This is a genomic window from Actinoplanes sp. DH11 (assembly GCF_020873875.1).
Taxonomy (GTDB): Bacteria; Actinomycetota; Actinomycetes; order Mycobacteriales; family Micromonosporaceae; genus Actinoplanes.
This window is the reverse complement of sequence record NZ_JAHWGU010000033.1, coordinates 1-12,043: the sequence shown is the minus strand read 5'-3', so window position 1 is coordinate 12,043 and position 12,043 is coordinate 1. Positions and strand designations below refer to the sequence as shown.

The window sequence follows — 12,043 nt, the reverse complement described above, 5'->3', positions numbered from 1 at the left end:
CTTGGTGGCGGCCGGGCTGTCCGGGTGGTGCTGACCGTTACCGGCGATCGCTCGCGGCCGAGGCCTCCGCCCGGGCCTTCGGCGCGTCGAAGCCGGAGCCGCTCGCGGACTTGGCCGAGAGGCCGCTGCCCGAAGCACCGGGGAAGCTGCCCGCCTCGCAGTTGATGGCGGTGCCGGCGGCGAGTACGGCGCAGAAGTCGGCGTTGGTGCCACCGTCCACCTTGTCCGTGGCGCTCGGGTTGCCGATCGGGTTGTCGCTGTCGTCGAGGTTCTCGCCGATCAGGGCGTCATTACCGGCGTCGCCCCAGAGCCGGTCGTTGCCGGCAAGGCCGTAGATCTGGTCGGAATCGTTGCCGCCACTGATGCTGTCGTGGCCGTGCTCGCCGCCCATGTAGTCGTTGCCGGCCTCGCCCCACACGAAGTCGTCACCGACACCGCCCGCGACGAAGTCGGCGCCGGCGCCGGCCCAGACGCGGTCCACGCCGGCCTCGGCGTAGATCTTGTCGTTGCCGTTGTTGCCCCACAGCCGGTCGTCGCCACTGCCGGACTGGACCCAGTCGTTGCCGTCGCCGCCGTACAGGGCGTCGGTGCCGTCCCAGCCGTACACCGTGTCGTTGCCGGCATCGCCGTAAAGCGTGTCGTTGCCGGTGTAACCCCACAGGGTGTCGTTGCCGGCGCCGCCACCGAGCCTGTCGTTGCCGGCGTCGCCCCAGAGCTTGTCGTGGCCGTGCTCGCCGTAGACGGTGTCGTTGCCGGCCTCGCCGGCGAGCTCGTCGTTGCCGGTACCACCGATGACCTTGTCGTTGCCGGTGTTACCCCAGAGCTCGTCGTTGCCGGAGTCGCCGTAGACGCTGTCGTTGCCGGAGCCCCCGTCGGCGAAGTCGTTGCCGGTGCCCCCGTAGAGCCCGTCGTTGCCCGACTCCGCGAACAACTTGTCGTTGCCGCCGGCACCCCAGAGCTTGTCGTTGCCGCTGGCACCCTGCAGCTCGTCGGCACCGGAGCCGCCGGTCAGCCGGTCGTTGCCGGAGTCACCGAAGACGAGGGAGGCCACCTTGGTCTTGTTCTTGAACGAGTCGTTCTTGGCGCCGAGCACCGCAACGATCTTGCTGGTCTTCTTCTTGGTAGTGCACTTGACCTTGGTCTTGTCGACCTTCTTGCAGCCCTTGCCGGCCTTGAGGGCAACCTTGTCGTCAAGGGTCACGGTCCGGCCCGATATCGAGACCACGAGCGAGTTCGCCTGGTTCTTGCCGGCCACGAACCGCACCGTCGAACCGGAGACCTGGGCCGTGCCGGTCGAGGCTGCCTGGGCGGGCGACGCGAGCAGGGCGGTCGAGGCGACGGCGACGGCGGTGGCGCCGATGGCGGCCAAAATCCGGCGTTGGTACAGGAACATGGGAACCCCCGTGTACGGCAGATGATCGAGTGATCAGCTGATCGAGTGATCGCGCAAGAGCGAAGGGGGCGCCGGCCACACATGCTCTCGGTGCTGTTCATTCGAACCGACGCGGATCCACAAGCCAATCGATATCCCGTAGAACGGGACCGTTTCGACGTCTTGCCCACCAGGTGGACAGCCCGTCCAGCCCCGGCCGCCGCGTCGCGCGCCCGCCGTGGCGAGATGTTGATCTGCTGGCGTTACGAAATCGCTGTGATCAAGGGGTCGGAACCGCGATTTCGCAGCGCCAGCAGATCAACAACAGCCCGCGGACCCGACGGAGCCGGTCGCGGCTGGTCGTCACGACGGAGTTCTGCGGCGCCACCGTGTCGTTCGAGTCCGGGTTCGAGCATCGGTGAGCTGGTCGATCCGGTCGCGGAGTTCCTCGATCAGATCGGCCGGGTCGTCGGCGCAGGCATCGCATCCGCAGGCGGGCAGTGCGACCTCCCGTTCCTGCCCCAGCTCGTCTCGGTGACCTCGTACCGTTCGACCAGTTCGTCGAGAACGCGATGCGCTGTGTCGTGGAGCACGCGGAAACGTTCCGGATCGGTGACTCGTCCGTACGCCTCTTCCGGAGGATCGCCGGCAGCATCCATGCCGATCAGCGTGAATGCGGAAGAAGGCCGGGAAAGCAAAACGTCCACCGCGCTGAAACGCTGGTGGACGATGCTCAGTGCCCGGCGAAGAGCCTGGTGGCCAGGGGCGGGGTCGAACCGCCGACCTTCCGATTTTCAGTCGGACGCTCGTACCAACTGAGCTACCTGGCCGTGCTGTGTGTTGCGGTCCTGACGGGACTTGAACCCGCGACCTCCGCCTTGACAGGGCGGCGAGCACTCCAACTGCTCCACAGGACCTTGCTCTTACGACTTGCTCCGGTCTGTCAGCAACTCGCGCTGCTAACTTACCAGTACCCCCAACGGGATTCGAACCCGTGCTACCGCCTTGAAAGGGCGGCGTCCTAGGCCACTAGACGATGAGGGCAACTCCGCCATCATTACACACCCCGCTGGAAGCGAGATCCGCAACGCTTGGTGGCCTTCGCCCCAACCGCGCCCCGTTGAGGCCTGCAAAGCATATGTGATCCACCGAGCGGTCTCCAAATCGGCACCCCCCTTTTCTTTCGCGCCTCGCTGACCAGCAAAAACGTGAGGGTCAGCCGACGACGGCCGCGGTTGTGGCACGGACTGCGCCGGCCAGGTCGCTCAGGGTGGTCACGGTGGGGGGTAGACCTTCGATGGGCCAGCCGGGACCGGCCGCGGCGAGGAGGCGGGGCGGGCAGGGTGCGTCCATGAGTCGCTCCAGTTGATCCACAGCGCTGCGGGAGGGCAGCTGGGACCAGAGCACCACCGCGGCCGGCTCGGTGCGGTTCACGGCGTCCAGGAGGGCCTGCTGCGGCACCCGCGCGCCGAGCATCCGGGTGGGTGTCCCCGCCTCGGCCAGGGCGGCGGCGAGGGCCTCCAGGGGGAGCGTGTGCTGTTCCTCGTCGGCGGCGGCGAGCAGGATCCGGGGTTCGTGGTCGTGGTGCGGGCGGGGGACGGCGGCGAGCACCTCGGTGACGGTCCGGGACAGCAGGTGCTCGACCTCGATGAACCGTTTCGTGGCCTCGTACCGCTCGCCGACGCCGATCAGCACCGGCATGACCACCTGCTGCCAGGCACGGATCACGCCGTCGCCGGTGACGGCCGTCGCGATGATGTGGCGCATCGCCGGCTGGTCCAGTCGCATGGCGGCCCGGGCCAGTCCGCGCGCGGCGGGGTCGGCGCGCGGACCGAGCGCGATGGTCGGTTCGCCTCCGGCCGGCCCGGAGGCGACGGGACCGGGGCGCGACGAAGGACCGGGGCCGGCGAAAGGACCGGCGCCGGAAGAAGGAGCCGGGCCGGAAGAAGCCGCAGCACCGGGATGATCCGGCGAGCGCTGCGCCCAGGCGGCGGCCTCGGCCGGCGCCACGCCCTGTGCGGTGAGGCGCTGCATGACCTGGAGGCGGCCCATGTCCTCGGCGGTGTAGCGCCGGTGGTGCCCGGGCTCGTGCCGGCTCGGCCCGAGCCCGTACCGCTGATGCCAGGTGCGCAGGGTGGTGACCGCGACGCCGAGACGCCGGGCGGCCGCGCCCGCACTCAGGCCGTCATCTGCCACCCGATCGCTCCGGAACGACACGAGACAGATAAGACACCAGCTGGTCGGTGACCCCGGTGAGCCACGGCGCGTACGACCCGGGATCGCCGGCCAGGCGCTCCTGGAGGTCGGGCACTGAGACCCAGAGCAGCCGGGCTATCTCGGCCGGATCGGGGCGGAACCGGGTGCTGATCGGGAGTCGCCCGACGAGGACGTGGTCGTACTCCTTTTCGACCCGGCCGGTCAGCGGATCCTCGGCGAAGTAGCTGTGCACCCCGGCCTCGGCGAGCGGCACCCCGCCGACACCGAGTTCCTCGCCGAGGCGCCGGACGGCCGCCACCGTGACCGGTTCGCCCGGCTCAGGGTGCCCGCAGCAGCTGTTGCCCCACCGCAGCGGGAAGCGGGTCTTGACCGCGGCCCGCTGCTGCAGGAGCACCCGGTCCTGGTCGTCGATCAGGAACACGGAGAACGCCCGGTGCAGCCGGCCGGGCGCCTGGTGCGCCTCGGCGACGGTGGCCGAGCCGATCGCCGTGCCGGCCTCGTCGACGAGTTCGACGAGATGTGATTCGCGCGATGTCACGCGGTGCCCCCGGTGATCCGGGAGGCGGCGAGCTTCCCGGAGATCAGCACCATCGGCACGCCGACGCCGGGCTGGGTGCCGGAGCCGGTGAAGACGACGTTGGACAGGGTGGGGTGCAGGTTCGACGGGCGGAACGGCCCGGTCTGGGCGAAGGTGTGCGCGGCCGCGAACGGCGTACCGGCGGCCATGCCCTGGTCGGCCCAGTCGGCGGGCGTGACGATCCGCTGCACCTCGACGCCGTCCCGGAAGCCGATGTAGCCGCGGTCCTCCAGGACGCCGAGGATCTCGTCCGCGTACCGCTTGCCGAGACCGCCGTGCCAGTCCAGCGGGGCGGCTTCGAGGTTGGGCGCGGGCGCCAGCACGTAGTAGGACTGGCGTCCGTCGGGCGCCGCTGACGGGTCGCTGTGCGACGGGTTGGTGACCAGCAACGACGGGTCGCTCATCAGCAGGCCCTTGTTGATCACTTCGTCGAACGTGCCCTTCCAGGACTTCCCGAAGTGGATGTTGTGGTGCGCGATCTTCGAATAGGTCCGGTCCGAGCCGATGTGCAGCACGACGCAGGACGGCGAGTAGCGCAGCCGGCGCTGCCGCTTGGCCGGGAGCAGGTCGCGGTACGCCACCGGCAGGTCCGGGTTCAGCACCACGACATCGGCCGGGATGTGCTCGCCGCCGGCCGTGACGACCCCGGTGGCCCGCCCGTTCGCGGTGCTGACCCGCTCGACGGTGGTGTCGTAGCGGAACGTCACGCCGTGCTTTTCGGCCGCGCCGGCCAGCGCCTTCGGGACGGCGTGCATGCCGCCCACCGGGAAGTACACCCCGGCGACCGAGTCGAGGTAGGCGATGACGGCGTAGATGGCGAGCGCGTCGTGCGGCGAGAGCCCGGCGTACATCGCCTGGAAGGAGAAGATGCGCTGGGTACGCGGGTCGCGGAAGAACTGGTCGATCTTCGGTTGGAGCCGGCGGAACCCGCCCATCCCGAGCAGCTTCAGCAGCTCCAGGTTCATCAGGTCGAGCGGGGTGTCCAGGTTGCGGTCGATGAAGTTGTCCCGCTCCAGCTGCCAGAGCCGGCGGGTGTAGTCGACGAACCGCAGGTAGCCGTCGGCCTCGCGAGGACCGCACACCTTGGCGATCTCGGCCGCCATCCGGGTGGTGTCGGTCCGGACGTCGAGCGTCGAGCCGTCCGGGTAGTAGGCACGGTAGGCCGGGTCGAGCGGCCGCAGCTCCAGCCAGTCGGAGAGGTCCTCACCGACCGCCGCGAGCGGCTCCTCGATCAGTTCCGGCATGGTCAGGACGGTCGGTCCGGTGTCGAACTCGTAGCCGCCGACGGAGAGGCGGCCGGCCCGGCCACCGGGGATCGGCTCGCGTTCCACGACGGTGACCTGCCGGCCGGCGGCCGCGAGGTGCAGGGCGCAGGCGAGACCGCCCAGGCCGGCGCCGACCACGACGACCCGGTCGGTGGATCCAGGAACAGTACGCAACTCAACAGCTCCAAAGGTCGGGGGGAAACCGGATGAGCATCATGCCGGGCGGTGCGTCGCCACGGTTGCCAGCTCGATCAGGGCGGCGCGCGCTTCCGGCTGGATGGGCGCCTCGGTCAGGGCCGCGACGCCCTCGTCCACCCGTACCCTGATCATCTCTTCGATCCGGGCCGGAGCGCCCGTCTCCGCGATGACCTGGGCACGCTGTTCGATGTCGCCGCGGGCGAAGGCGGCGTGCTGCGCGTCGGTGAACATCCGCCGGGCCATCATCAGCAGGGCGGTGGGTTTGCCGGTACGCAGGTCGTCCGCGGCGGGCTTGCCGGTGACCGCCGGGTCGCCGTAGACGCCGAGCAGGTCGTCCCGCAGCTGGAAGGCCTCGCCCACGGTGGTGCCGTAGACCTGGTACGCCTCGTCGAGCCGGCGGTCGCCACCGGCCAGCGCGGCGCCGAACGCGAGCGGCCACTGGATGGTGTAGCTCGCCGTCTTGTGCCGGGCGACCACCAAGGCGCGCTCCACCGACCAGGACGACGGGTCGCTCTCGCCGAGCACGTCGAGGTACTGCCCGGCGATCGCTTCGACACGCATCCGGTCGTAACGGGACCGGACCTCGAGCAGCGCGGGTGCGGGCAGCCGGGTACGGGCCAGCAGCTGGTCGGCCCAGACCAGGCAGAGGTCGCCGACCAGGATCGCCGCCGAGCCGCCGAAGTGCTCGCCGTGCTGGGTCGCGAAGATCCGGTGGGCGGTGGGCCGGCCGCGACGGGTCGCCGACTCGTCCATCAGGTCGTCGTGCACCAGCGCGAACGTGTGCATGAGCTCGAGGGCGCCGAGCGCGGGCAGGACACCCTCGATCGGCTCGGCCGGACCGACCACGCCGCGCCAGCCCCAGTAGGCGAAGGTCGGCCGCAGCCGCTTGCCACCTGCCAGGACGAGGTCGCGAGCGGTCCGGGCGAAGCCGCCGAGCGCCGGGTCGACGGCGTCCAGGGCGGCGATCTGGGAGGCGAGGAAATCGGCGAGCGTGCCCTCGACAGCGCCGATCAACGCTCGCTGTGAGACCGGCTGGCGGGGGATCGCTTCACGGCGACTTCCCTCGAGGGTGTGATTGGCCACGCGGAGTACCGTACCCTAACTTTCGAATGTTGCGTCGATTCGTGCGTCGATTGGCCGGGAGGCCCGGGATGGATACCGATCTGGCGGCTGCTTATGCGCGCTGCCGCGAACTGCACCGCGAACACGGGCGGACGTACTACCTGGCGACCCGGTTGCTGCCGGCGTGGAAGCGGCGGCATGTGCACGCCCTCTACGGGTTCACCCGCTACGCGGACGAGATCGTCGACCGGACCGAGACGCGCCCGTCCGCCGAACGAGCAGCGCTGCTCACCGACTGGTCGAACCAGTTCCTCGACGGTCTGCGCGGCAAACCCAGCGACGACGAGATCCTGCCCGCGATCCTGCACACCATCGCGGTCTTCAACCTTGATCTTGAAGACTTCGAGAAGTTCCTGCGCAGCATGGCGATGGACATCACGGTGATGTCGTACGAGACCTACGACGACCTGCTGGAATACATGGAAGGCTCGGCCGCGGTCATCGGCACGATGATGCTGCCGATCCTCGGATCCGCCGACCCGGTCGCCGCCCGCGAACCGGCCCGCCAGCTCGGCAACGCCTTCCAGCTCACCAACTTCATCCGGGACGTCGCCGAGGACCTCGACCGCGGCCGGATCTACCTGCCCCAGGAACACCTCGCCGAGTTCGGCGTGACCCGCCGGATGCTGCAGCGCCGGGTCGCCACCCCGGAGATCCGGGAGCTGATCAAGGCAGAGATCGCCCGGGCCCGGCAGCACTACGCGGCGGCCGCCCCCGGCATCCCGCTGCTGGAACCCACCTCCCAGGCCTGCATGCGGACGGCATTCCAGCTGTACGGCGGCATCCTCGACGAGGTGGAGGCGGCCGGTTACGACGTCTTCGTCCGCCGCGCCACGGTCCCCAACCGGCGCCGGGCCGCGGTCGCCGTGCGCAGCCTGCTCACCCGGCCGGGCACACCGATCCCGAGCGCGGCCTGAGATGAGCACCGCGGTCGTGCTGCTCACCCGCGACCTGCGGGTGCACGACAACCCGGCCCTGGCCGTCGCCTGCACCGAGGCGGACCGGGTGATCCCCCTCTACGTCCTCGACCCGGGGCTCGCCGGCCTCTCCCCGAACCGGTCCCGGTTCCTGCACCAATGCCTTGCCGACCTGCGTGAACAGTTCCGTGCACGAGGCGGTGACCTGGTCGTGCGCACCGGCGACCCGGTGGCCGAGACGATCCGGATCGCTCGCGAGCACGACGCCGGCGCGATCCATCTGGCCGCCGACGTCAGCGGCTACGCCCGCCGCCGGGAGCAGCGTCTCGGCGCCGAGTGCGAGCGGCACCGGACGGCGCTGCGGCTGCACCCCGGCCTCACCGTGGTCCCGCCCGGCGATCTGCGGCCCGGCGGCGGTGGCGAGGCCTACCGGGTCTTCTCGCCCTACTTCCGGGCCTGGTCGGCGGCTCGGTGGCGGGCACCGGCGCCGGCTCCGGAACGGATCATGCTGCCCGGCGGCGTGGAGACCGGCACCATGCCGGCGACACCGGACGGTGAATCCCCGCACGCGGCTGAGGGCGGCGAGACCCTGGCCCGGCGGCGGCTGAGCGACTGGCTGGGCACCATCGAGGGGTACGCGGACGCGCACGACGACATGCCCGGGGATGCCACCAGCCGGCTCAGCCCGTACCTGCGCTGGGGTTGTCTCTCGCCGCTGGCCGTCGCCGAGGCGGGCAGAGCGCGCGAGGCCGACGCCTTCGTCCGCCAGCTCTGCTGGCGCGACTTCTACTACCAGGTGGCCCGGATCTTCCCGAAACTCTCCTCCGAACCCATCCGGCCCACCGGCGACCGCGACTGGCGTTACGACGAGGACGCCCTGCGGCACTGGCAGGACGGGCTCACCGGGGTGCCGATCGTCGACGCCGGGATGCGCCAGATGCGTGCCGAGGGCTGGATGCACAACCGGGCCCGCCTGATCACCGCGGCGTTCCTGACCAAGCATCTCGGGGTGGACTGGCGGCCCGGCGTCGCCTGGTTCTTCCGCTGGCTGCTCGACGGCGACGTGCCGAACAATTCCGGCAACTGGCAGTGGACCGCCGGAACCGGTAACGACACCCGGCCCTACCGGCGGTTCAATCCGATCCGGCAGGCACTCCGGTTCGACCCGGAAGGCGTGTACGTTCGTCGCTACGTACCCGAGCTCAAAGGCATCGACGGCCCCGCGGTGCATCAGCCGTGGCGCCTGCCCGAGCCGGTGCGCCGCAACCTCGACTACCCCGGGCCGCTGGAATCGCACCGGGACGAGGCGGTCTGGCTGCGGCCGTGAGTTCCGCCCGGCTTGCCCGGGCGGGGAAAGCGGGGCCCGCCGGCGGTTGCGTCCGTCAAAACGTTCAACCGGCAGGCCCCGCCGACCGCTTCCGCTTCGCCGGTTCGCGCGAAGCGGGCGGCGGCCATGAGGGTGACGACGGATAAAAGCCGTTACCTGTCATCGCCCTCATGGCCGCCCGATGTGTTCCCGCCTACGCATCCTCAGAATCGGATGCGTCGTGCCGCACATGAGGGATTCCGGCGGGGATCGAAGTGATTAGCTGAGCCGCATGGGCGAAACGCGGCAAGTCGATGTGGTGGTCCTCGGTCTCGGGGTCGGCGGCGAGGAGGTCGCGGGCCGGCTGGCCGAGGCCGGGCTGGACGTGGTCGGCGTCGAACACAACCTGGTCGGCGGTGAATGCCCGTACTGGGGCTGCATCCCGACGAAGATGATGGTCCGGGCCGGCTCGGCGCTGGCCGAGGCGCGGCGGATCCCCGGGCTGGCCGGGTCGTCGACCGTCGAGCCGGACTGGGCGCCGGTCGCCCGGCGGATCCGCGACGAGGCCACCGACAGCTGGGACGACAAGGTCGCGGTGGACCGGTTCACCGGCAAGGGCGGCACGTTCGTGCGGGGGACGGCGACCGTCACCGGACCCGGCCGGGTCCGGGTCGGCGACCAGGAGTACGCCGCCGGCCGGGGCATCGTCGTCGCTACCGGGACCGCGGCCGTGATCCCGCCGATCGACGGGCTGGCCGGGACGCCGTACTGGACCAACCGGGACGCCGTCGAGACCGCCACCCTGCCCGGGTCGCTGCTGGTCCTGGGCGGCGGGGCGATCGGGACCGAGTTCGCGCAGGCGTTCGCCCGGTTCGGTGTCCGGGTCACGATCATCGAAGGTTCGGACCGGGTCCTCGCCATGGAGGAACCGGAGTCGTCCGAGGTCGCGGCGAAGGTGCTCACCGCCGACGGGGTGACCATCCGGACCGGGGTCCGCGCCGCCCGCGTCGACCACGACGGCGGCTTCACCGTCACCCTCTCCGACGGCTCTGTCGAGACCGGCGAGAAGCTGCTGGTCGCCACCGGGCGCGCGGCCCGGATCAAGGAGCTCGGCCTGGAGACGGCCGGGCTCGACGCGCAGGCCCGGTTCCTGAGCACCGACGAGCGGATGCGCGCCGGCGACAAGATCTGGGCGGTCGGCGACGTCACCGGCAACGGCGCCTTCACCCACATGGCGATGTACGAGGCCGACATCGCCGTCCGCGACATACTCGGACAGGGCGGGCCCGGCGCCGACTACCGCGCCCGGCCCCGGGTCACCTTCCTCGACCCGGAGATCGGTGCGGTCGGGCTCACCGAGAAGCAGGCACGGGACGCCGGTCTCGACGTCCGGGTCGGGCATGTGCCGCTCGCCTCGACGTCGCGCGGCTTCATCCACGGGCCGGGGAACGAGGGCTTCATCAAGGTGATCGCCGACCGGGGGCGAGGTGTGCTGGTCGGGGCGACCACTGCTGGGCCGGCGGGTGGCGAGATGATCGGGGCGCTCAGCGTCGCGATCCACGCGGAGGTGCCGGTCTCCACGCTGCTGAGCACCATCTGGGCGTACCCGACGTTCCATCGCGGTATCGGCGATGCCCTGAAGGCGCTCTGACCGGAATCCCTCATAGGGGAGGCGGGGCGCGTACTCCTGCTCGTGTCTTCCGCCCTCGGCTCATCAATCTTCTGCGCCTTGGCCGCGGGCCTTGCGCTTGATCGATTCCTGGCTCGCGACTTTTCGGTTTGGGGTGGGTCAGCGCGGGAACGGCTTCTCGTATGTTGCGGCAGGCGATCACCCGGCTCGAACAGGCGGAGGCGCTCGACGGCGCCAGCGACAAGATGCAGGCAGTGGTGAGCGCGGCGATCCGGCCACGCTTGCTGCGCGACCTGCTGCACGGCACCAAGTCGGGGCATCCGGTGCACCCGGTGCTGGTGCAGGTGCCGCTCGGCGCCTTCCTCTCGGCCGCGGTCCTGGACGCCATCCCGGGGATGCAGAAGGCCGCCACCACGCTGATCGGTTTCGGTACCGCGAGCGTGCTGCCGGCGGCCATCGCCGGCTGGGTGGACTGGTCGGAGATGACCAAGGACCGTCGGCGGGTCGGCCTGGTCCACGCGACGACGAACGTGGTGGCGACCGCGCTCTACGCGAGTTCGCTGGTGGCCCGGCTCACCGGACACCCCACCCGGGGGAAGGCGCTTGCCTATGCGGGACTCTCGGTTGCGGGGGCGGGCGGCTATCTCGGCGGACACCTGGCGTACGCCCAGGGCGGCGGAATCAGTCACGCGGCCACCGAGGTCGCGCTCGTCCCGGAGGAGTGGACCGAGGTGACCTCGCTGTCGTCGCTCCCCGACGGCAAGCCCGCCGTCCGCAAGGCCGGCGACGTGCCGGTCTTGCTCTATCGCCAGGGCGACCGGGTGACCGCGCTGATCGAGCGGTGCTCGCACGAGGCCGGTCCGCTGGGTGAGGGCGAAGTGGTCGGCAGCGGCTCGTCGGCCTGCGTCGTCTGCCCGTGGCACGGCAGCACCTTCCGTCTGAGCGACGGCTTGGCGGTGCACGGCCCGGCCGGAAACGATCAGCCGGTGCTCCCGGTCCGGATCGTCGGCGGCGCCGTACAGGTCCGCCGACCCTGAGATCGTCGATATACCTACGCTGACCTGCGGAAACGCGTAACACTGGGACCCGATTTGGAGCCCGGGAAACCAGCAGGTAATGTTTTCCGAGCCGGCAGGGAAACGGGCGAGCGAACGAGACCTGAAAGTTTGGGGCTCGGAGCGGCCGTCCTGCCAAATCCTCTGAAGCGGATCCACAGCCTCGCTGTGGCCTGCCCACGGGGAGGCACTAGGGCAGATCGGTAGCAACCGGGAGAAACCGGTTGACAACGCCGGGAAGACCTAGTAAAGTAGAGCGAGTGCCCCGGGGAAACGGGCCGCGGATTGCGGATCGTTTTGATGGTGTGCGGTTGTTCTTTGAGAACTCAACAGGGTGCTTGATAAGCCAGTGCCAATTATGGCAATACCCCGGCCTATCTGTTT

Annotated in this window: 10 protein-coding genes and 3 tRNA genes; 4 read left to right on the top strand and 9 right to left on the bottom strand. The window is 70.3% G+C overall.

Annotation, left to right across the window (positions count from 1 at the left end; translation table 11 throughout):
- Positions 1-37 precede the first annotated feature (37 nt).
- The 9 genes from LPA41_RS34405 to LPA41_RS34365 all read right to left on the bottom strand — a co-directional run bounded on the left by LPA41_RS34405 (position 38) and on the right by LPA41_RS34365 (position 6,712).
- The gene (locus tag LPA41_RS34405; protein ID WP_229075374.1) at positions 38-1,393 is read right to left on the bottom strand and encodes a calcium-binding protein; all 1,356 of its coding nucleotides are present in this window, start codon (positions 1,391-1,393) and stop codon (positions 38-40) included.
- Positions 1,394-1,824: 431 nt separating this feature from the next.
- Positions 1,825-2,079, bottom strand: a complete 255-nt coding sequence (locus tag LPA41_RS34400) for a DUF6226 family protein (protein WP_229075373.1) — start codon at positions 2,077-2,079, stop codon at positions 1,825-1,827.
- A 46-nt stretch (positions 2,080-2,125) separates the two neighbouring features.
- Positions 2,126-2,202: transfer RNA gene (locus tag LPA41_RS34395), tRNA-Phe, on the bottom strand.
- A gap of 13 nt (positions 2,203-2,215) precedes the next feature.
- Positions 2,216-2,289: transfer RNA gene (locus LPA41_RS34390), tRNA-Asp, on the bottom strand.
- 54 nt (positions 2,290-2,343) lie between these two features.
- A tRNA-Glu gene (locus tag LPA41_RS34385) sits at positions 2,344-2,416 on the bottom strand.
- 171 nt (positions 2,417-2,587) lie between these two features.
- A complete protein-coding gene (locus LPA41_RS34380; RefSeq protein WP_229075371.1) occupies positions 2,588-3,568 on the bottom strand; it encodes a MerR family transcriptional regulator in 981 nt (326 codons plus the stop codon).
- Positions 3,558-4,127, bottom strand: a complete 570-nt coding sequence (gene idi, locus LPA41_RS34375; RefSeq protein WP_229075369.1) for an isopentenyl-diphosphate Delta-isomerase — start codon at positions 4,125-4,127, stop codon at positions 3,558-3,560. Before idi ends, LPA41_RS34380 begins: the two co-directional genes overlap by 11 nt.
- Complete coding sequence (crtI, locus tag LPA41_RS34370) at positions 4,124-5,605, bottom strand: phytoene desaturase family protein (RefSeq protein WP_229075367.1); 1,482 nt, start codon at positions 5,603-5,605, stop codon at positions 4,124-4,126. The genes idi and crtI overlap by 4 nt, the downstream gene beginning before the upstream one ends.
- Positions 5,606-5,644: 39 nt before the next feature.
- Positions 5,645-6,712, bottom strand: a complete 1,068-nt coding sequence (locus LPA41_RS34365) for a polyprenyl synthetase family protein (RefSeq protein WP_374238244.1) — start codon at positions 6,710-6,712, stop codon at positions 5,645-5,647.
- 68 nt (positions 6,713-6,780) lie between these two features.
- Here LPA41_RS34365 and LPA41_RS34360 point away from each other — a divergent pair, with 68 nt between their 5' ends.
- The 4 genes from LPA41_RS34360 to LPA41_RS34345 all read left to right on the top strand — a co-directional run bounded on the left by LPA41_RS34360 (position 6,781) and on the right by LPA41_RS34345 (position 11,641).
- Positions 6,781-7,668, top strand: a complete 888-nt coding sequence (locus LPA41_RS34360) for a phytoene/squalene synthase family protein (RefSeq protein ID WP_229075366.1) — start codon at positions 6,781-6,783, stop codon at positions 7,666-7,668.
- Position 7,669: 1 nt separating this feature from the next.
- Positions 7,670-8,995: a deoxyribodipyrimidine photo-lyase gene (locus LPA41_RS34355; protein ID WP_229075365.1), complete on the top strand. Its 1,326-nt coding sequence runs from the start codon at positions 7,670-7,672 to the stop codon at positions 8,993-8,995.
- Positions 8,996-9,266: 271 nt separating this feature from the next.
- Complete coding sequence (locus LPA41_RS34350) at positions 9,267-10,625, top strand: NAD(P)/FAD-dependent oxidoreductase (RefSeq protein WP_229075364.1); 1,359 nt, start codon at positions 9,267-9,269, stop codon at positions 10,623-10,625.
- Positions 10,626-10,786: 161 nt separating this feature from the next.
- Positions 10,787-11,641, top strand: a complete 855-nt coding sequence (locus tag LPA41_RS34345) for a Rieske 2Fe-2S domain-containing protein (protein WP_229075363.1) — start codon at positions 10,787-10,789, stop codon at positions 11,639-11,641.
- Positions 11,642-12,043: the final 402 nt, after the last annotated feature.